General features: G+C 41.3%; 17 protein-coding genes and 1 tRNA gene. 5 read left to right on the top strand and 13 right to left on the bottom strand.

What is annotated here, in order from left to right:
* Positions 1 to 36: 36 nt before the first annotated feature.
* From FC093_RS06715 to FC093_RS06700, 4 genes are all read right to left on the bottom strand, one after another.
* The gene (locus FC093_RS06715) at positions 37 to 375 is read right to left on the bottom strand and encodes a translation initiation factor (protein ID WP_137260994.1); all 339 of its coding nucleotides are present in this window, start codon (positions 373 to 375) and stop codon (positions 37 to 39) included.
* Between the two features lie 99 nt (positions 376 to 474).
* Positions 475 to 1,335 carry a carboxylating nicotinate-nucleotide diphosphorylase gene (gene nadC / locus FC093_RS06710; RefSeq protein WP_137260993.1) on the bottom strand — a complete coding sequence of 287 codons (861 nt, stop codon included), beginning with the start codon at positions 1,333 to 1,335 and terminating at the stop codon, positions 475 to 477.
* A gap of 233 nt (positions 1,336 to 1,568) precedes the next feature.
* Positions 1,569 to 3,128, bottom strand: coding sequence for an SUMF1/EgtB/PvdO family nonheme iron enzyme (locus FC093_RS06705; protein WP_137260992.1), 1,560 nt, complete (start codon positions 3,126 to 3,128; stop codon positions 1,569 to 1,571).
* A gap of 299 nt (positions 3,129 to 3,427) precedes the next feature.
* On the bottom strand, positions 3,428 to 4,987 hold the full coding sequence (locus FC093_RS06700; protein WP_240743221.1) for a glycoside hydrolase family 10 protein: 1,560 nt from the start codon (positions 4,985 to 4,987) through the stop codon (positions 3,428 to 3,430).
* A 518-nt stretch (positions 4,988 to 5,505) separates the two neighbouring features.
* Between FC093_RS06700 and FC093_RS06695 the strand changes: the two genes are divergently transcribed.
* Positions 5,506 to 7,215: a glycoside hydrolase family 3 protein gene (locus FC093_RS06695; protein WP_137260991.1), complete on the top strand. Its 1,710-nt coding sequence runs from the start codon at positions 5,506 to 5,508 to the stop codon at positions 7,213 to 7,215.
* On the opposite strand, the gene miaA is transcribed toward FC093_RS06695, so the two are convergent.
* Positions 7,216 to 8,130, bottom strand: coding sequence for a tRNA (adenosine(37)-N6)-dimethylallyltransferase MiaA (gene miaA / locus FC093_RS06690; RefSeq protein ID WP_137260990.1), 915 nt, complete (start codon positions 8,128 to 8,130; stop codon positions 7,216 to 7,218).
* A gap of 210 nt (positions 8,131 to 8,340) precedes the next feature.
* Positions 8,341 to 9,501, bottom strand: coding sequence for a sigma-54-dependent transcriptional regulator (locus tag FC093_RS06685; protein WP_137260989.1), 1,161 nt, complete (start codon positions 9,499 to 9,501; stop codon positions 8,341 to 8,343).
* A gap of 333 nt (positions 9,502 to 9,834) precedes the next feature.
* On the opposite strand from FC093_RS06685, the gene FC093_RS06680 reads away from it, so the two are divergent.
* On the top strand, positions 9,835 to 10,599 hold the full coding sequence (locus tag FC093_RS06680; RefSeq protein WP_137260988.1) for a TatD family hydrolase: 765 nt from the start codon (positions 9,835 to 9,837) through the stop codon (positions 10,597 to 10,599).
* Positions 10,600 to 10,634: 35 nt separating this feature from the next.
* A tRNA-Ser gene (locus FC093_RS06675) sits at positions 10,635 to 10,721 on the top strand.
* Positions 10,722 to 11,076: 355 nt separating this feature from the next.
* Here the strand turns inward: FC093_RS06675 and FC093_RS06670 are convergent.
* The 6 genes from FC093_RS06670 to FC093_RS06645 form a co-directional block, all read right to left on the bottom strand.
* Positions 11,077 to 11,322 (bottom strand): hypothetical protein, encoded by a 246-nt coding sequence (locus FC093_RS06670; protein WP_137260987.1) that lies wholly within the window; start codon positions 11,320 to 11,322, stop codon positions 11,077 to 11,079.
* On the bottom strand, positions 11,285 to 11,371 hold the full coding sequence (locus FC093_RS24575; RefSeq protein WP_394347970.1) for a TetR family transcriptional regulator: 87 nt from the start codon (positions 11,369 to 11,371) through the stop codon (positions 11,285 to 11,287). Before FC093_RS24575 ends, FC093_RS06670 begins: the two co-directional genes overlap by 38 nt.
* 211 nt (positions 11,372 to 11,582) lie before the next feature.
* Positions 11,583 to 12,275 (bottom strand): 3-keto-disaccharide hydrolase, encoded by a 693-nt coding sequence (locus tag FC093_RS06660; protein WP_137260986.1) that lies wholly within the window; start codon positions 12,273 to 12,275, stop codon positions 11,583 to 11,585.
* 29 nt (positions 12,276 to 12,304) lie between these two features.
* Positions 12,305 to 13,153: a formylglycine-generating enzyme family protein gene (locus tag FC093_RS06655; RefSeq protein ID WP_137260985.1), complete on the bottom strand. Its 849-nt coding sequence runs from the start codon at positions 13,151 to 13,153 to the stop codon at positions 12,305 to 12,307.
* Positions 13,154 to 13,617: 464 nt separating this feature from the next.
* Entirely contained in the window at positions 13,618 to 15,939 is a 2,322-nt protein-coding gene (locus tag FC093_RS06650; RefSeq protein WP_137260984.1) for a DUF7133 domain-containing protein, read from the bottom strand.
* A 447-nt stretch (positions 15,940 to 16,386) separates the two neighbouring features.
* Positions 16,387 to 17,436: a cytochrome D1 domain-containing protein gene (locus FC093_RS06645; protein ID WP_137260983.1), complete on the bottom strand. Its 1,050-nt coding sequence runs from the start codon at positions 17,434 to 17,436 to the stop codon at positions 16,387 to 16,389.
* A gap of 249 nt (positions 17,437 to 17,685) precedes the next feature.
* Between FC093_RS06645 and FC093_RS06640 the strand changes: the two genes are divergently transcribed.
* Both FC093_RS06640 and FC093_RS06635 read left to right on the top strand, forming a co-directional pair.
* Entirely contained in the window at positions 17,686 to 18,702 is a 1,017-nt protein-coding gene (locus tag FC093_RS06640; protein ID WP_137260982.1) for a GntR family transcriptional regulator, read from the top strand.
* Between the two features lie 143 nt (positions 18,703 to 18,845).
* Entirely contained in the window at positions 18,846 to 19,577 is a 732-nt protein-coding gene (locus FC093_RS06635; RefSeq protein WP_137260981.1) for a copper homeostasis protein CutC, read from the top strand.
* Positions 19,578 to 20,022: 445 nt separating this feature from the next.
* Here the strand turns inward: FC093_RS06635 and FC093_RS06630 are convergent, their stop codons facing one another.
* The gene (locus FC093_RS06630) at positions 20,023 to 21,732 is read right to left on the bottom strand and encodes a SusD/RagB family nutrient-binding outer membrane lipoprotein (RefSeq protein WP_137260980.1); all 1,710 of its coding nucleotides are present in this window, start codon (positions 21,730 to 21,732) and stop codon (positions 20,023 to 20,025) included.
* Positions 21,733 to 21,747 lie beyond the last annotated feature (15 nt).

Below are 21,747 nucleotides of genomic sequence, written 5' to 3'. Positions count from 1 at the left end.
GGTGCTTTCAATTTGTGTGATCCGCTTTTCATTGCTCTATTTTGTTCCGGTATAGCCATTTTTCAGCAACCATTGTAACACTTTTCCGCGCTGATCGCCTTGTATGATGATTTCGTTGTCTTTTGCGCTGCCGCCTGTGCCGCATACATTTTTTAGTTTTTTTCCTAATTCCTGTAAGTCTTCATCCGTACCTACAAAACCAGTTATCAGCGTTACAGTTTTACCCCCTCTGTGTTTTGTTTCTAATCGTATCCTCAATTTTTGCTGGGCAGGTGGTAATGTGTTGGCTGCAGCTTTCTCTTCCTGCTGATAGCTGAAATCAGGATCGGTGCTATATACAAAACCATGCTTATCTCCTTTATATTTTTTACTCATGTACATCCAATTTATACAACAGGTAGTATTTACTTTAAATCTAACCAACAAACCTATCAGCAATATTAGTAGTTCATCAGTTTTATTACTATTTAAAACCTATTCTATCTCTGCTTTCAGGCTTAAATCAAGGCTTTGTGCCTGATGTATTAATCCGCCCACACTAACATAATCAACCCCGGTTTTTGCATATGCCTCTACCGTATCTAAGCTAATGCCACCACTGGCTTCTGTTTCAAATTCACCATTAATCATCTGCAGGGCTTGTTGTACTTGTTCGGGCAGAAAATTATCCAACATTATACGGAATACTTTCCCTTTGCCAATATTGCAAACAGTTTGCACATCAGCAAGTGAGCGGGTTTCCACTTCTATTTTTAGGTTCAGTTTATTTGCCTGAACATAGTTATACGCTTTTTCAATAGCAGGCTGCAAGCCGCCTGCATAATCAATATGGTTATCTTTTAGCATAATCATATCGTACAATGCAAAACGATGGTTAACGCCGCCGCCAATACGCACTGCTTCTTTCTCCAGCAGGCGGAAATTCGGCGTGGTTTTGCGTGTATCCAGCACTTTGGTATGATACCCTTGCAGCTTATCTGCATACTGCCTTGTAAGGGTTGCAATGCCGCTCATACGCTGCATACAATTGAGTACCAGCCGTTCGCATTGCAAAATGGCTTGTATAGTGGATTGCACTTCAAAAGCCACTTCGCCTTTGTGCATTTGCTCTCCGTCTTTTTTATAAGTATTAAAATCAGCAGCAGAATCCACCATCAAAAATATTTTTTGTGCTACTGCAATACCGGCAAGAATGCCATCCTGTTTTATTTTTAAAACGGCCTTACCACGCTTATTTTCAGGAATAACGCTTAATGTAGAATAATCGCCGCTACCAATATCTTCCTGTAAAGCTTCGTGTATTAAATGCTCTAATTGCTCATTAAATGATAACATGAGGACAAAGGTAAATTTTATGACACGAATATATAGCACACAAATGACACGGCTAAAGCATGGATAAGAAGGGATTTATGATGTAATTTAATCAGTCTCATTTGGGCATTTCATTAATGCCATCCTTATTCAAAATTTATCCGTGCCGCTGCCGTCTCATTCGTGTGCTAAAAGCAAAAAGCCACCCGGTGTACGGATGGCCCTCTGTTTTTGTATGTACCTTTTCCTTATCTCTATCTTTTTTGCCTGCGCGACGGGAAGAAGTTACCCGTTTTGTTGTGCTTAAAAGAAGTGCCTTCAGGTGCACCATAGTGCGTCATAGCACAGCGGAAACCAATAGTGCTGCTGCTTTGATCTTCTTGCAAATAACGGCGTGAACCGGGGCTTAACCAGTATGGCATATCGTTCCAGCTACCACCTTTATATACACGGGATTTATCGCTGATTAAAGTAGTAATACCATATCCATAACTCGCACGGCTTAAAGAGTCACCATCTAAGTAATCAATAGCATAAGAACGCTGATAGTTGCGGCGATGTGTTAAAGTGGAATCTGCTTCAGGAATCTCTTTAATACGACCTAACGAGTCGCGCCAGTTTTCAGGATCTTCGCCGCCACTTTTATCCACTTTCGTAAATACGTTACCACGGAAAGGATTTAAATCATCTTCGTCCTGATTGGTAGTTGGGCGATACACATCGGCAACCCATTCATTTACGTTACCGCTCATATTATACAATCCATAGCTGTTGGGGAAGAAAGAAGTAACTTCTGATGGAATGGCAGAGCGATCGTTCAAACCGCCGGCTGTACCCATATAGTCACCAGCACCGCGCTTAAAGTTGGCAAGAAAAGCACCCTGCCATGCACCATGACGTGTAGAGCGCAGGTTATCAAAGCCATCATTTTGCCAGGCATATAATTGTTTATTGGCAATCAACTCTTCCCCACGCTTCTTTTCAGATCTGCGTGGTTCGGGATTTTCACCTACATATCCCAATGCGGCATATTCCCATTCAGCTTCTGTTGGGAGGCGATAATCGGGGAACAAAATACCATCCGACATGGTAACGGTTGTACGCGGACGTCCCTGCGCATCTTTCAACGGATTATTTTTTGGCTTGCCCGGTACGCCTTCGTAGGCGCCCATAAGGTAAGATTTAGTATTAAAATTATCCTGACCGCCACCGTTCAGTTCTGTTTTTAAAACATTTTTGTTTTGGTAGCCAGCATTGATCAGCGAAATTTCATTTACGCGGTCGGTACGCCAGATGCAGAAATCGTGCGCCTGCCGCCAGGTAACGCCCACCACCGGATAATAGTTGTAAGATGGGTGGCGGAAGTAATATTCCACATACGGCTCGTTGTACGCCAGTTCGCTGCGCCATACCAGTGTATCGGGCTTAGCGCCATCAATCACTGCCTGGTTGTCCTGGAATACGTTTTCGATCCAGTGGATATACTCGCGATAGTGTACGTTGGCTACTTCAGTTTTATCAATAAAGAAGGAGTTAACGGTTACGCGGCGTGGCACATTGTTCCAGTCGCCCATTACGTCTTCCTGCGTAGCGCCCATGGTAAAGGTACCGCCCTGCACAAATACGAGCCCCGGACCGGTTTTAATGTCTTTTGGCTTAGCTACAAAATAACCGCCCTGGTTCTTATCATTATAATTCCAGCCGGTAGCAGTAGATTTTTCGGGTTTCTTTTTGAAAATGCTCCCGTTTTTGCACGAGGCAAATGCACCAATAGCTGAAAGAAGTAAAATACAATTTCGAACTTGCTTTAGCATGTGAACTTCAGATTTGACTTTTATTTTAACGGTTGGTTTTTCATATTATTGTTTACAACCGGTTTGCGAATGTAAATATTAATACTGGTGCAGCCCTTTGAATAGCATTAAAAAAGTTTAAAGCCGGTATAAAATTAGCTTATTTCTGATGGCGCCCGTTTATAGCAGTTGAATAACACAGCTACGGCACGGATGGGAAAAGATACTGATGTATAATATTTCGTGTATGTGTTGGCAACCAACAGCTCAATCTGCAGTAAGCGGGCACGCATTAATCACTCACCCAGTAAAATAGCTGCTTATTGTTTCATCCATCCCTTGTTTGTCTTTATGTACTTAATTGTATTACTTAAAGGACTTTCATTGTTTTCTTTATCCACACACGAAACGGCTACATAACAGGTATTCCAGTCAACCGGTATTTGCGGGCTGTAAATGTTAAACGAAAACTGCTGGCTGGCTGTATCAGCTACAGATATAAAGAATGGTGTATTGCCCAGTGTAACAGTATCATTAGCAATATACAACACATAGCTTTTTACCACTTCCATGCTGGTAGCAACTTCCGTGTTGGTGTTGCCATTAATTTTTAAAATGTTACCTGCCACAGTATTTTCATCAGTTGCATTGGTAATAGTAGGTGCTGCAGGTGCGGTTGTATCTATCCATGGCATTGGCGGAATAAGCGCCGGTGTTTTGTAATAATGGTTGCGCAGGCTGTCGTTCCACCCATTGGTATTGCGATAAAAATCATTACTGCTAAAAAATATACTGCCGTATATATTGGGGGTGTCCCGGGCGTCTGTTATCTGGTCAGGAATCTCGCGCGGGTTGCGCCAGGGTACACCACTGCCGGTGCGCGTCATTGCCTGCCCCACAAAAATCTGTTTGCCATAGCTATGGTTGCTCCACCAGTCCAGCAGCGTTTCGTAATCACACAATTTATGACCAATTTCCCAATATAACTGGGGTGCTGCATAGTCTATCCAGCCTTCTTTCAGCCACAGCAAAATATCGGCATACAAATCGTCATAATTACTCACACCGGCGCGGGTATCACTGCCTTCCGGGTCCTGACTTCTATTTCGCCAAACACCAAATGGGCTAATGCCAAACTTTACCGTTGGCTTTACCGCTATAATCATTTCGTGTATACGCCTGATGATGCTGTCGCAATTGCTGCGCCGCCATACGTTTTTATCCATTCCTTTACCGTACAGGCTATAGCTTTTATAGTCGGGAAAATCTTTTCCACTTACCGGATATGGATAAAAATAATCATCCATGTGAATGCCATCTACATCGTAGCGCGTTATAATATCTTTCACCACTTTAGTTACATAGTCTATCACTTCCGGCCTTCCCGGATCGAAGATTTTATTTTTACCATACGTAATAAACCAATCGGGATGCTGGCGCGTGATATGATTAGGTGCAATGGAAGAAGAACGAATATCAAACACGGCGCGGTAAGGATTGAGCCATGCATGAAACTCCATGCCACGCTTGTGCGTTTCTTCTATCATAAACTTCAATGGATCGTAATAAGGTACCGGCGGCACGCCTTGTGTGCCGGTCAGGTACTCGCTCCAGGGCTCGTAAGGCGATGGATAAAACGCATCGGCAGCAGGACGTATCTGCATAATAATAGCATTCATACCATTGCGCTGGTGCATATCGAGGAGGCGGATAAACTCAGCCTTTTGCTCGGCAACCGAAAGCCCCTTTTTGCTGGGCCAATCAATATTTACCACGCTGGCAACCCACACTGCACGAAATTCATATTTGGGCTGGCAAAACGCAGTTGACAAATAACAACAAAAACACAAAAGCAAAAAGGGAACGCGAATCATCTTCATGGAAAAACTTCTTTAAAAATACATCCTTTGCTATGCACAGCTTATAAGTAAACGTACGGCAATGGTACAGATTGCCTGTTTTGAACTGTAACGTGCTATACTTGCTTAAAAATTTTTACAAAGAAAAGAGACAGCATCCGCAGGTGAATAGTAAAAAAAATTTTTGTGAAATGTTTTATACACAGATGGAGAACGTTATACCTAAAATAGAAGTCAATGGGACACTTAGCTTCGTTAAGAGCATCCTGTTTATAGCAGATAATAGAACAAAGGTAAATAAGCTCCATCTGAGCTTACTCGTATTAAGCCACGCCGGTGAAGCCTGTTGAAATGTGTCGTATTTTTTCTATACACAGGGCGCTCCTAACAAAGCTATAATTTCAAGCCTATTTATTAATTTCCACCAATCATTTTGATAAATAAAAATCAGTAATGCGTATTCCGATTTTTGTTCTTCCACACAGCATTTAACACACTCCTTTTTATTAATCTATTCCTTATCACTTATATTGCACAGTATGCGATACATAAAAAGCTTAATAATATTTCTTTTCTCTGCAGGCACAATTGTTTCGGCACAGGCACAACATTTTTACAAGCAAACACCTGCGGCAACGCATTGGGTGGACAGCGTTTACAAAAGCTTATCTAAAGCAGAAAAAATTGCACAGCTCATGGTGGTGCGGCTGAGTGCCAAAACACCCGATGGCGTTGTGTTTTATGACGATAAAGTAGCTGATGATATTCGTAAATACAATATTGGCTCCATATGTTTATTCCAGGGAAGCCCGGTACAGCAAGCCAATTTTATCAATCAATTCCAGGAGATGGCCAAAACGCCTATCCTGTTTTGCATAGATGGTGAAACAGGTGTTGGTATGCGCTACGATAGCGTGGCAAAATTTCCTGACCAGCTAACAATTGGCGCTACCAACGATAAAACATTGGTGTATGCAATTGGTAAAGCTGTTGGCAAGCAATGCAAGCGCGCCGGTATACAGGTAGATTATGCACCAGTGGTGGACATCAATAACAATCCAAACAATCCTGTAATCAACTTTCGTTCTTTTGGCGAAGACAAATACAAAGTGGCTAAATATGGAGTACAAATAATGCAGGGCATGCAAAGTGAGGGCGTGATGGCCTGCGCCAAGCACTTTCCAGGCCATGGCGATGTTGCGGTGGATTCGCATCTGGACCTGCCGGTAATTAATAAATCTATAGCACAGCTAGACTCCTTAGAATTATATCCTTTCAAAGCGGTTTTTAACGCAGGTATTGGCAGCGTAATGATTGCACACTTATCTATCCCGGCTATAGATAGCACTGCCCATTTGCCTACTTCTTTATCGCCCAATAATGTAAATGGCTTATTACACAAACAGCTTAATTTTCATGGCATTTCTTTTACCGATGCACTGGAAATGCAAGGCGTTGCCAAATATTTTCCGCAGGGAGCGGCCGCAGTACAATCGTTAAAAGCCGGCAACGATATGCTTTGTTTGCCGGGTAATGTGGATACTTGTATTAATGCTATTGAAGCAGCGCTGGATAACAATGAACTGGATTGGGGAAACATAGAAGCCAGTGTAAAAAAAGTATTGCTGGCAAAATATAATGTAGGCCTACACGCCGTACAACCGGTAAATACTTATAATCTTACTAACGATTTAAATGCAGATGTAGCTTCCATAAGGAAAAAGGTTGCAATAAATGCGGCCACATTGCTTCGCCTGAATAATTCTACTCTACTACCACTTGCCGCCAACAAAAAAGTAGCATATGTAGGTATTGGAATAAATACCGCCAACTCATTTACGAGTGCTATAAAGGATAAATACAAAGCAGACACTTATTTCTTTAGCTATAAGGACAATGATGAAAAAGCAACCTCCATTTTAAACGCTTTGGGAAATAATTACGATGCTGTTATTATCGGGCTGCACCAGTTAGGCAAATATCCGGGCAACAACTTTGGATTGAGTGCCAGTGCAGTTGATCTGATGAATAAAATACAACAGAACAACAATACCATTACGTTTGTTTTTGGCAATCCTTATGCCGTAAAGAATATGTGCAATGCACCTAACTTAGTTGTTTGCTACGAAGATGATGCTATTTTTCAGCGAGCAGCTTTTGATGTATTAGATGGCAGTAATAAACCACAAGGTACTTTGCCTGTAACAGTTGGTGATGTATTTAAATACGGCAGTGGTATAGTAAAGTAATCAAGCAACTTTATCTAAGATATACTTTATTATATTATTATAATCATCCGGTGCAAACCACGTAAAATCTTTATTTTTTTTAAACCAGGTCATCTGTCTTTTGGCATAATGGCGGGTGTTTTGCTTGATGTTCTCTATTGCTTTTTGCAACGAAATATTGTTATTAAAATAATCAAACAATTCTTTGTAGCCAACAGTTTGCAATGCGTTGAGACGTTGATAAGGCAATAAATTGTTTACTTCTGCTATCAAGCCTTCTCTTATCATTTCATCCACACGATAATTAATGTGTTGATACAATATTTCGCGTGGTAGCTCCAGTCCTATTTTGATGATGTTGAAAGAACGATTTACCGGTGTATTATTCCTGTAAGTAGTAATGGATTTGCCGGTTGCATACAATACTTCCAAAGCACGCATCAAACGTTGCTGATTTTGCTGCTCGGCCGTTTGCCAGAATACCGGATCTTTTTGTGCTAATTCTTCCTGCAAAAAGGCAATACCCTGCTGCTCATAAGCTGTAATAATTTGCTGACGGATATGTGCAGGAATAGCAGGCATTTCATCCAAACCATCGCAAAAAGCCTTGATATATAAGCCTGTGCCGCCCGCCATAACAGCTATCGGCGAATATTTAAAAATAGTTTGTGTAGCATCTAATGCATACTGCTCAAAAGTAGCCGCTGTTACTTCCTCATCTATAGAATAGGTGTTGATAAAATAATGTTTAACTGCTGCAAGCTGCGCAGGTGTTGGTTTGGCTACGCCGATGTTCAATTCCCTAAAACATTGCCGTGAATCGGCAGAAATAATGCTGGTATTGAAATGCTGAGCTAATTGTATAGCAACGCCTGTTTTACCAACAGCTGTTGGCCCGGCAATAATGATAATGGTATGTGCCTGCTGATTATTCAAAACAATGTAAAACTATAAATGATTGGCGGGCTTAAGCCCGCCAACAATAATGATAATGATTATAAGCAGGCTATTATATAATGGCTGAAGCACGCAAAGTATTGAAGGGAGTGATCACCACCTGTGGCGTGACACGGCACACGAAATGTCTCATAATAGTAATGCTGCAACTTATCATCAAAAACCCTCTTAGCAATGCGCAGCATTGCCTTACCTCGCAAACACATAATGAGTAACGTCTTCCAGCATAATGGTTGGTCCGGAAAGAATTACCAACCGCTCTACTACGTTGCTCAGCTCACGAATATTACCCGTCCAATTGTGATGAATGAGTGCATCCATTGCACGGTCGCTGATAACTTTTAACGGCTGGTTGTACTCTTCGGCTATATCGGTCAAAAATTTATTCACCAGCAGCGGAATATCCTGCCGGCGCTCGTTTAATGACGGCACATGAATCAAAATAACACTCAGGCGGTGATACAAGTCAAGCCTGAAATTCTTAGCTTCTACTTCTTTTAGCAGGTCTTTGTTAGTAGCCGTTACCACGCGTACATCCACTTCAATTTCTTTATCGCCGCCTACGCGCGTTATCTTGCCTTCCTGCAGTGCACGCAATACTTTAGCTTGGGCGCTCAGGCTCATATCGCCTACTTCGTCCAAAAACAAAGTGCCGCCATTTGCCTGCTCAAACTTGCCAATACGCTGTTTTATAGCTGATGTAAACGAACCTTTTTCATGACCAAACAATTCACTTTCAATCAATTCGCTGGGTATAGCCGCACAGTTTACTTCCACCATAGGCATCTGGCTGCGCGGACTTTTGTGATGTATCCAGCGCGCCACCAATTCTTTACCCGCGCCATTTTCGCCGGTAATGAGCACGCGCGCATCAGTGGGCGCTACCTTATCTATTGTTTCTTTAATGCGCATGATAGCTTCCGATTCGCCAATCATTTCCTGCACGCGGTTTACTTTTCTTTTTAGCACCCGCGCTTCTTTGCTCAGCGTACTTTTGTCCATCGCATTGCGAATAGTAATAAGCATGCGGTTTAAATCGGGGGGTTTCGATATATAATCGAATGCACCTTTTTTAACGGCTTCCACCGCTGTTTCTATAGTGCCGTGCCCACTGATCATAATCACTGGCACATCGGGATTGATGGAATTTGCTTTGGTCAAAAATTCTATGCCATCAATTTTTGGCATTTTAATATCGCAAAGCACCACATCGTAAGTTTTCTCGTTGAACATTTTCAAGCCTTCTTCTCCATCACCAGCTTCTCTTACCTTAAATCCTTCGTAGGTAAGAATCTCCTGCAGCGTTTTGCGAATGGCTTTTTCATCATCTATCAATAAAATATTCGACATACTTTGTTTTCTTATTTAATGACCTTTTGCTGGTATGCTCTTCTTTTAATTTTCAGTTTCATCAAGTTTATTTTTGGTATGCCCGCGCCACTTTTTTAAAAGCGACCTCCGGCTTTTACTTTGTGATATTGATTATTTCATATTACGCTTAAGCATTGCATTTCTTTTAATATTAACAAATAACACATTATATAAAGCGCTAAATTACTTTTGTTAAAACAAGTTATGGCATTTATTTCTTTAATAAAAAACGGTAAACTCTTTTAAAATAAACGCGGCAAAACTAAACTAATTTTGCCGCGTGCAGGAAGTTTAAAAGTGCATTAACATTATATGAAATGGATTGATACGCATTGTCATTTGTACAGTGAAGAATTTAGCGGAGACATTGATGAATTGCTAAACAGAGCAAAAAAAGCAGGTGTTGAAAAATTTTACCTTCCAGCTATTGACAGCAATACACTGGAAGCAATGCTGGCACTTGAGGCAAAACATCCGGCATGTATTGCGATGATAGGTTTGCATCCATGCTATGTAAATGCGGGGTATGAGCAGGAGTTGGCAATAGTAAAGGAATGGCTTGATAAACGAAAATTTACGGCTGTTGGAGAAATTGGATTAGACTACTATTGGAGCACCGAATTTGCAACACAACAGGTAGCAGCATTTAACCAGCAAATGCAATGGGCGCTGGACTACAATTTACCAATAGTAATACATACGCGCAATGCCATGCAACCAACTATTGATGCCGTAAAACCATTTGCAGATAAGGGTTTGCGCGGTATCTTCCATTGTTTTAGTGGTAATGCACACGAAGCACATCAAATTGTAAACTTGGGCTTTTATTTAGGCATTGGCGGCATTTTAACATATAAAAAAAGTGGCTTGCCGGAGGCCATACAAAACATTTCGCTGGAGAAAATAGTGTTAGAGACGGATGCGCCTTACCTGCCGCCGGTACCTTATCGCGGCAAGCGCAATGAGAGCAGCTATATACCTATCATTGCGCAAAATCTGGCAGAGGTAAAAAATACTTCTTTAGAGGAAGTAGCAGCGATAACAACAGCTAATGCAGAAAAAATTTTCGGCAGCTAAGGCGGAAGCCTTTATTTTGCAGCCCGAAGAAAAATGGAGACTTGTCCGAGTGGTTGAAGGAGCACGCCTGGAAAGTGTGTATACTCGAAAGGGTATCAAGGGTTCGAATCCCTTAGTCTCCGCAATTTTGTTTCTGATAATGCAATCCCTACTGTAGCTCTGGGCTAATTTTGCCAATTCAGGGGCAAAAAGAGGAACAATTTCTGCTCTTTTAGGTTTTAAACACAATGAATTAATTTGCAAAGTCACAGCTTTTGCTTTTTCCGAGATGATAAAAGGTTTGGACCTGCCCCTCTAACTCCTGAATACCTTTTGCTGTACAAAAACCTCTTAAAAAACAACCGCATTTAATAGTACCGCAAAAGAAAAAGCATGAAAATGGTGTAAATAGTTCTGTATGGGCAGCGGCGCCATATAAAACATCAGATATCTTCCATAACAACTTTCGTTTGAATACCAAGCTGGAATACACCTTCCTTAATACCCTTTTTGAATGATATGGATGAATTGCCTGGTGAACTTTTCACTTATTGCAGATTGAATTTTTCCTTCCGGCTCGGGATAGTAATAATTCAATTCCTGATAAAACATTCGTCGCCTTGTATTCTCTCTCAAACGCAGTGTACCGTGTATCAAGTAAAAATGAAACAACCTTTTAATCTGCAGCCAGTTCTTCCAGCAGTTGTTATTGTTGTGCATAATGAAGAGGTGAAGGCTCTTCAAACAATTCCTCTTTGTTTTTAAAGTGTTTATAAACCGTTTTGGTAGAAATGCCAAGCGGTGCAACGAGCCTTTGAATAGAAATTACTCGAGTGCTGTTTGCAGAATGTCATCTTTTATACCGGCAAGTAGAAAAAAACATTAATATTATAATATTTCCCAATAAAATATACCAGATGTAACGATGTTGTATTCCTAAGTAATACAAGGCTTTGCAAGCTTTGCCGTTTTAAAAAGTAAGCTTTATTTTATCCGGTATCGAATTATTCCAACTCCTTTATTGCTATATGCCGAAAACGATGTGCCCCGCCCGGGCGCCAGGAGCCGGACATATCAAATTCTGCAACGTTTGGCTGGTAGGTAGCAGACCAATGTGCCTGTAAGCCAATCATGCCTTCCGTAGCACCGGCAATAAAGTCATTAACCGGCTCGGTCACTTCCCACATCTGCACACCGTTTATCCATAACGTAATATGGGGTGTATCACCTGTCATCCTGATACGGAAGCTATTCCAGTCATTTGGCTTCCATACTTTGGCTTTCCCGGTAGCTTCAGCTCCCTTACTAACGCGGAGCATTTCGCCCAGCAGCGCACCTGTTCCGCCCGGCTCTGCCAGTTCAATCTGGTAAGCTTGTCCGCTTTCAGTAGAACGAAGAAAGATACCACCATTGCAGAAGGAATCTATTTTAGCTTCGAGGTATAATTCAAAGTTTTTGTATTTCTTATTACTTAAAAGTATCCCACCTTGCCCATACGGATGCTCCTTGAGAACAATCATCCCGTTTTCTGCACGGCAATCGGGTGTAGTTCCCTGGTGGGAGGTACGGCTGATATGCCAGCCGCTAAGGTCTTTCTCATTGAATAACGGGGTAAATCCTTTTGGTACGCTGTCTTGAGCACCACACTGTAAAGCAGTACCGGTAAGCAGTATAATAGCAAATATTCTAATGAGCATAGATGAATGTTTTAATAACTGAAATCAAATTATTTTGTTGCTTCCATTACAACGCGGAATCCTACATCCCAGCCATTGCCGGGACCTGCAGCATGTGTCATATACGTGGCATTCTTTACATCTCCCACAAAAGAGGCACCCTTTAAAACATGCACGTTGCCCGTTGCAGGAGGAACAGCATCTGCAAATATTTTTTCATTGTAAAAATCCTGTACCCACTCCCATACATTACCCAGCATATCGTATAACCCCCAGGCATTTGCTTCCTTTTGGCCTATTTTGTTGGTAGTACGCGTGCCTAATTGTGCTGTTTTACGAATTTGCGACCAGGGTATATCACTGGTTGCTCCGGCGCGGGCTGCATATTCCCATTCAAACTCTGTGGGCAGGCGGTAGGTTCTTCCTTTTTCCATGCCAGTCAGCTTGTTCAAAAACTGCTGCGCATCCTCCCAGGTCACATTCTCTACAGGGTGATTATTAGCACTATCCAGAACTTTATCTCCCTGAAAAACGGAAGGATTTGAACCCATTACTTTTTTCCACTGGGCCTGGGTTACTTCAAATTTGCCTATATAAAATGGCTTTTTAATATTAACGGTAAAACCCGGTAGTGCATCCTGTTTTGCCAGTTTCTCAGCCAGCTTATATTCTTCGGCATTATACCCTCTTTCGGCACCTGATTGAGCACCTGCCTTTACTGTGTCGCTGGGTGGCTTTGGATAGGGAGGTTGAAACCTTCCCATTACAAAACTGCCCGGCTTTATCAGTGTAAACTCCATTCCAATGCTGTTGGTAAAAGTAGAGTCTTGTGCATGCAGTGCACTCGCAGAAAATAAAATGGAGCAAGCTGCAATAATGCTGGTAGGTTTTAATTTCATAAACAGGTATATCATTGAAATTTTTATTCTAAAAAACTATTGAAAGAGTAATAGAGTTGATGTGTGTTTCTTTTTGTCTGTTATTCTATTGCTGATGAACTAAGTACACTATTACATAAGCTTATTTCATTTTTTAGCGGGTACTGAATACCATGATTTTAAAAGTTTGATTTCTTACAATCAATTGTTGTCTTACTTTTTTCTCTTGAAAGAAAAAAGTAACAAAAAAGTATGAATGCATTGATGTTTTTTCAAGAGTATTCATGAAATCGCTTCGCTAGTTCAAGGAAAACATGATCGCTCCGCGCATTTTTCCGGGCCAGCGCCGCCGCTTACTCTGAGCTGCATCTTTGTTTTAAGTTGGTTGTTTGGCTGCAAAAAACCAACGAACACGTATAGTAATCCATTCCGCTCGTATCTTAATGCTTGTAGCCTGAAACTTGCAGCTTAGTCGGGTAACCGGCTCATTTCTTTCCGTTTTCCGCTTCTCCCCAATTCTTTTTTTCTGCTCGTCCCAGCTTGAATATTTCCAGCAACTGAAGGGTAAAAGCCTCCTTCATTTTGGGGGTTGTAGCCCGTACTTGTTTTACTTCCTCCGGAGTAACAACCGATACATTATTTCCAAATTCACCACTGTTGCGTATATAACTGAGTACCGAGGCAATCCATTCATCATTTTGACTATTCATTGCTGGCATCATATCAGGATAGGTTTTACCATCCACGGGCCCTTTTAACCCATATAGCACTAATTGTATCAGTGATGTTTTATCACCCTTTACACGCGGCGAGCCAACCAACGGCGGAGCTGGCATAGGTTTCCCACCCATGATTATTCCCTTGCCATCTGCACCGTGACAATTAGCACATAACTGTTTAAAAATAGTAGCTCCTGCAGTAACCAGCTTTTGGTCGGCAGGACTTAGGTTTTTAGTTTGTTCCTGCTCTGCCAGTAATCTTTGTTGTGCTTCTGTAAAAGCAGTGTAGGAATATTGCATCAACTGATTATCCAGGTTAGCAGCCAGCAGGTCTTTTACAATAGATTGTGCCTCCCTGGTGGTATTGGTTCTTAGTGAAAGAGATAACTGAATGCGCACATCGGGGCTGGGATCATTTTTAAGGGATGCCAGTTTGGTAATCACTTCTTCATCATTCTTTTTAATATACATTTCACTGATCCATACTGCTGCTTTTCTTACCTGCGGATCCGCATCTTTAAAGGCACCAAATAAAGTATTCTTATCAATAGCATTTAACCCTTCCAGCGTCCATAGCGCATGAATACGTGCCAGCGATCCCGGAGCTTTTGCTAAAGAAGCTTTTTCGCCCAATGCAATCTGTTTTAATGCCGGTACAACCGATTGGTCGTTGCGTACAATTATTTCTTTTTGTGCATTATCGCGCCACCAGCCGTTAGGGTGATTGAGATAGGTAACCAGTTTGCTGGCAGGTGCGGTGAGCATATCCGGACGTGTGGTATCCCGCTTATATCCGTCGTGCACAATCCGGTAAATACGTCCCATACCCCTGTTTTTATACAAGCCCTTTTGGGCAATGATCTTACCCAAATACGAGTCAGGTGTTGTCCATTCGCTCTCCTGTATAATACCGTGATACATATCTACAATGTAAAAACAACCATCCGGACCGGTATAGGTATTAATGGGTCGGAAATTCATATCGGCAGAAGCCAGCCAGTCTTGTTGTTTATACACATCTTCGATATATAATTTTCCGTTCTTATTAATTACCCTGCCTCTTTTTATAATTCTGCCTACCGGTTCGGGTATAAAATAATCGCCCTGCATATCAGCAGGTAAACGGTCACCGCGAAAGATGGATTGCCCACAACCGGAGGTAAATGAATGGAGTGTATTATCCTCCGGCCTTAGGGCTTCTCTACCACCCTGGGCATCTATGGTGCCGATGATTGGCCAAGGCTTGGTAAAATCTTCCGTGTACTGGTCATTGAAATTCAAAGCGCCATAGGCTGGCATTTGTTCAAACTGAACTGCCGGTAAACCCGGTCCTGCTTCTGAGTAAAATAATCGCCCATAATTGTCGGTAGTAAGCCCCCATTGACCAATCATATTGTCAACAAGGGTATCTGCTATCAACACGCCATTTTTGTATTTGTACCGCAGGTTATCGCGGGTGGGATATATCCAGTTATCCATATTCCATACTAAACCGCCGTTCTGGTGCTCTACATTTCGTACATCCAGCACATCGTTTCTAAACACTATTTTTTTCTCATCGGCTTTTCCATCTCCATTCGTATCCTTGTAACTCCAGACGTGTTGTATGTTGGTAATGCCCACCAATAGCTGATCACCAACAGGCAGAATGGTACGGGGCAAAAGGAGGCTATCTATAAACACGGTTGCTTTATCCATTTTTCCATCGCCATTCGTATCTTCCAGAAGCTTTATCCGGCTTGTTGGTTCATATTCGCCCGTGGCATTCGCATCTTTCATAAAAGTGTTCATCTCGGCAACATACATTCGTCCGTTACCATCCCAGGCAATGGCAACCGGCTCCTGTACCATTGGTTCGCTGGCTACCAATTCTACATGAAAACCCGGTGGTAGTTGGATCTTTTTTATACTCTCTTCCGGCGATAATGGCGTAACAGGTGGATTGGTATCTACGACTACTCTTTCGAAGCCGGTTGGCGGTATAGTTTTATTGGGCTGGCTACAACTATAAATAAACAACAGGAAAGTAATGATACCCGAAAGAATCAGTACGTTTTTTCGTTTCATTAGCGAAGAAAGCAGAGACATGGCAAGCCTTTATTTTAAAATGCAATGGTAATTTAATTTTTATTCAGGTTAATAATAATGACGAATTGAAAATGATTGAAGAAAGATAAACCTGCATAAATAACCAGGCAAATCTGAATTAATGAAAACAAACAGGAAGGGGCATTTAAGGGGCTATCTTTTATAACTGCTGGTGTATTACCAATTAATAAGTATGTTCTGCTATCAACGGATAATATCCTGTTTAAACCTATTAATAGTCAATACTTACCATTCGGCAGGCGTATAATCATGTAATCAATTTCACTTGGTAAGCACCGGACGATAAAGGAAATTTAGCAGCTTTGTGAAGGCGGAATCTTAGCCTTGAAAAAGAAAAAAGGCTCTTTGGGAAGAGCCTTTGCAAAGCGAAATCACTTAAGGTAAAAGATAACAATAAAATGTAAGTATTCAAATTCCTTCAAGAAGTTAAGGTTGTGCTGCCCACGCAAGCCCGTCGGGGCCGCCACCAACATCAATGCGATTAGTGATTTCTAACGTTTTAAGATCAATAACAGCCACATAATTATCAGGCGTACAAGCAACAAAAACACGTGTGCCATCGGGATCCATAAGAATACCGGCCGCACCATGACCAATGTTCAAGCGTTTTATCTCTTTACGCGATTGAACATCATAAATGGTTAAATCGCCCGATCGAAGGCTCGAAATGAAGGCCTGCCTGCCATCTGGTGTAAACTTCAGCCGGTTAGCGCCAAACACCTTTGCATCTATTTTCGCTGCCGGTTTCTTTGCTTCAGGATCAATAATGTAAATGGCTCCATCCTCACTTGAAGCGGTCCATAATACACTTCCATCGGGCGATACATCAAACCCTTCCGACCCTCTTGCAGTTGGTACAATTGTTTGCGTCCAATTTTCCCGTGGCTTAGCATTAGACGGTGCAGATTTTCCCGGCTGGGCCGGCGTATCTGTAAGAATGCTCACCGTACCAGAAGCCATATTTGTAGTATAAATCTTTTTCTCATCGGCAGTAACGTAAATCATGTGTGTTCCGTCCTGCCCCGTTCCCATGCTCCAGTCCAGCTTGCCCGTTGCAGGGTCGTAGCGGCCAACAGATTTTGAACCTTCTGCAGAAAACCATGCCTTACCATTAATGAACGTCAGTCCATGCGGGCCAAAAAGCGGTCTTGTGTCAACGTTGGTTAATGGCTTTTGTGCAACGAGGTCAATTATGTTTAATTCGTGTAAGCTGCCGCCGCCATAAATGGAAACGTAAGCTGTTTTTCCATCGGCAGAGGCAATTACTTCGTGGGGATCGCTGCCTACAGGAATACGAGCAATAACCTTTAAGGTAACCGGATCTACGATCGCCAGCGTATGGTCGGTTTTTGAAAGCGCAAGCAAGGACCGGCGCGGTGTAGATTGTGCATTACACGCAGTTGCAGAGTAAAGGAACATTACCAGGAAAAGATGTACTCCAATGAGTTGTAATGTATGGCTTTGTAAGTGTTTCATAGCCTGCATATTTTATTGTAATAATACGCTTTCTTATGAGCAATTCAGCGTTGGTTACGAATCTATTTCTCAGAAAGTACATTTTAAAGTCGTATAAACTGTGAAAAGTACGCTATGAACAGGAACGTTTACAAACAAAAAAGTAGCTGAATGATCAGGGCCGAATAATTTTAAAATTAAAAACCATACTGGTATATACCTGTTGCTTCTTCATCAAATTAGCTACCTTTATTCTATTAAAGTATTTGAATGAATAAAGCAGTTTCTGATATTATTCAAATTGATTCTTCACTTGTTACTCCAGTATATAAACAAATTGTTCAATCTATCATTCGCAACATAGAGAGCGGCGCTCTTACCAGAGACGATACTTTACCATCGGTAAATAAAATAGCAGAAGAATTTTCATTGGCACGTGGTTCTGTCTTTACGGCTTATAACGACTTACGTGCTTCGGGCATTATTGATTCTGTGCCGGGAAAAGGATATTATATTTCAAGCACAGAAACCAAACAAAACAAACGGATTTTTGTACTGTTCAACTCCTTTTCATTTTATAAAGAAACACTTTACCAGGCGCTGGTGAGCAACCTGCCAAAGGCATATACTATTGATGTCTTTTTTTACAACAATAGCCTACAACTATTCGAAACGCAAATAAGGCAACATGCAGGACATTACAACCTTTTTATTATTACGCCACTGGTGAATGAAAACACACCCGTTATTCTTTCGCATCTTGATCCAAAATCAGTACTAATGCTGGAAACAGGCTATAAAGAATACAAAAAATATTTTGCCGGTGTATTTCAAAATTCTGAAAAGGATATCTACTCCCTGTTAGTTTCCAGCGGGGAAGCACTTTCCAAATACAAGCGCCTCATTTTGATAGTTCCAAACAATCCATTCGCAAAAGATATTATTGCTGGTTTTAATAAATTCTCCAAAAAAGCAACTAGTACAGCAGGCATAAGAACGACGGTGAACACAGGAGATATAAAAGAAGGAGATGCTTATATTGTAACGGAGGATAATGATCTGGTAACTATTGTTAAGTACTGCAATTTGCAAAAATGGAAATTAGGAAAAGAAATTGGTGTAATTTCTTATAACGAAAGCAATCTCAAAAGTATTATTGCCGATGGCATTACTACCTTTTCCATAGATTATGAGGCGATGGGAAAAGCTATTGCAGAAATGATAACATCGCGCAGGCGGGGAACAATGGAGAATACATGTATAATGATAGACAGAAAATCCTTCTGAAGCAGCAGCAAAAATTTTTGAATACATATCATTATCAACCGTACCCGCATAGCCATTATTCGCAATATTCATGGCTGAATGGCATTCAAAGTAAAAAGCTATTAAAAAAGCAAAATATCAATACTAAACTTTCATTTTAAAATATGACGAATACAAAAAAAGCTATTCTGGAAGTCTGTGCATTTCATGTAGATTCCTGCATTATTGCAGAGCGGGCAGGAGCAGCAAGAGTAGAGCTGTGCGATAATCCAATTGAAGGTGGAACTACACCAAGCTTTGGGACCATCAAGACCGCAAGAGAAAAAATATCTATTTTATTATATCCCATTTTACGGCCAAGATCGGGCAACTATTTTTACAACGATCATGAATTTGCTATTCTGAAAGAAGATATTGCCATGTGCAAGCAACTGGGTTGCAATGGCATATCGGTAGGCGCACAAAAGAGAGATGCTACTATTGATACAGAACGGCTAAAGCGTATTGTGGAATGGGCCGGACCTATGGGTGTTACCTGCAACCGTGTGTTTGATTGTGCACCCGATCCGTTTGAAGCGCTGGAAGCCATTATTAGCTGTGGCTGCGAACGCATACTTACTTCCGGGCAAAAATCTGCAGCGCCCGATGCAGCAGTACTGCTGGCGCAATTGGTGAAACAAGCCGGTGACCGCATTATCATTATGCCTGGCGCAGGCGTTAAGTCTTCTAATATAAAAGCATTAAAAGCCATTAGCGGAGCCCATGAATTTCATTCTTCTGCACGTACCATAGCGCCTAATCCTGTTACTTATATAAACAAAGAAGTAAGCGATTACGGCAATGTATATCTAGCAGATGAAAGTGAAGTAAAAGCAATGGTAGCAGCATTGCAATAAATCAAATTAAGATGCAAAGAAACAGGAACCACGAAGACTCGAAGAGCATAAGTTAAATGAAAGATGCATTAATATTCTTTATGAAACTTTGCATTGTTTGCAGCTTCGTGATTCAAATGATGTAAACAACTTCTTTTAATAAAATTATTCCTTTTTTGGTATAATAGTCAAAAATGATTGGTAAAATCCTTTGAACGCTTGTCCTGATAAGGACTTGAAGGAAGTTTACTGAAAACTATTTCAGTAAACTTTTTGTTTTATAGCAATCCTAAATAGGAAGCCCAAAAATGAGTTTTTTGAGACATAAGGCTTACCAAAAAAAGTAAGTTATAAGCATAAATTTTGAAATAATCACAACCATTTTTGACCACATTATTCCCTTTTTCAATAAACAAAAACAGCCCGGCTATTGAGGTGACCGGGCTGTTTTATCATCAGCGGATGCTTAATTTCCTTCTCCAAAATCAGGCGCTGGTTTATCGTACCATACGCGCTGGCTGCTTAGTGTTGGCAGGTCCTGCGCATTAGGCGTAAAGCCTTGCTCCTGCATGGCTGCTTCCCAATTTTGCCGGTTGGTTTCACCGGGGTCGAGCGTCCAGAACCTTCTTGGAATAATCTCGTTCATTGGCTCTCGTGGATAATAATCAGAGTTCTTTTTAGGATAACCTGTTCTTCTGCAAAAAACAAAGGCCTCGTTAGGATTGCGGAAGAAATTAAGATGCTCCTGTATGTAAATTCTTTCAAGGTCGTTAGTCCCGTTCAGCTTTATATCTTCATCCTGTAAATAGGCATTTATTTCGTCGTCTCCGCTGCCGCTAAATGCAGTGGTAGAGCCTGCCACTTCTGCTATGTCGTTCATCGTTTGTATAGAAGCAGTGATGCCTTTGTTATACCAATCTGCAGCAGTACCATTGGTATTTACACTACCAGCATATCCTTTTTGTATAAACTCTGCAATGGTAAGGTCTATCTCGGCTGCGGTTACAGCTACTTCTTTATACAAGCCGGTGCGTATATTGTTATAATTCGGCGAGAAGAATCTTGTATTTACAGGCGAAATCAAAAAATAATTGGTTACTGTATTGCCAGCATTGTTATTGCCTACCGGAAATGGATTTTTAAGATATGCGGCAACAGTTGGTTGTGTTGTAAAATCGCAAGGACCGCCCTGGTACATGATTAAAGGATCATCAGGCTCTATAAACGATGGCAGGCTGGTATTGTATTTTGCAAGCGTATCCTTATAACTACCCTGCAGCCCATTTGCATCAAAATAAATAAACAGTCTGGGGTCCACCGCTTTCTTCATAAAGTCAACCATAGGAATGGTTGCAAAACGCTGGCTGCGGTAGGTAATTTCGCCGCCTGTTCCGAACGGAAAATAATCTTCATTTACATACGTCAACTGATCGCCAACCGATGTAATCGGTCCAATCGGATCCTGCATTACCTCTTGAAATAACTGCTTTGTTTTATCATTTTCCTGCAGCTCCAGGCGGGCAGCAATTCTTAATTTTAATGAATTTGCCAGCTTTACCCATTTTGTCCAGTCACTTTTATAATACACATCCTGCGCGTCATAACTCACCTGTGCAGTAGCATTGTCCGATAGCACAGCTATAGCATTGTCCAACTGACCAATCCATATATCAAACAATTGCTGCTGTGTATTGTATTGAGGGCTAAAAAAGTTATCCGATCTGCCTTTGATAGCCTCTTCGTAGGGAATAGAGCCGTTCATGTCGGTAACTTTTATGCCGTGTAATACCTGCAATACATACGTTACCGCACTCATCTTTTGATAGCTGGCACTATCCGGTCTGGCAGCTATTTGTTTCCGTATTTCAAACAGGTTGGGTAAAATTTGCTGATAGTACGTGTTGTATCTCAGGTTTACATTGCTCGTAAGTTCATACGGATCGGTAGTAAGGTGTTGTGTAAAGCGTAGTAATTGCTCCATGCTTTCCCATATCCACTCGGTGTATTGATACTTCATTATCTGGTCTTCTGTATAAGTAAGCAGGAATCCTACATCGGGTTTGATAACTACGCTCGGGTCGGTATTTATTTCGCCAAAGTTCTTTTTGCAGGAGCTTATGATAGTAATAATACAAAGCAGTAAAGCTCCGGTTTTATATAATTTATGATAAGTCATAATAGATTGGTTGTA

The sequence above is a fragment of the Ilyomonas limi genome, from assembly GCF_005233845.1.
Classification (GTDB): Bacteria; Bacteroidota; Bacteroidia; order Chitinophagales; family Chitinophagaceae; genus Ilyomonas; species Ilyomonas limi.
This window is presented reverse-complemented; position numbering and strand designations above follow the sequence as displayed.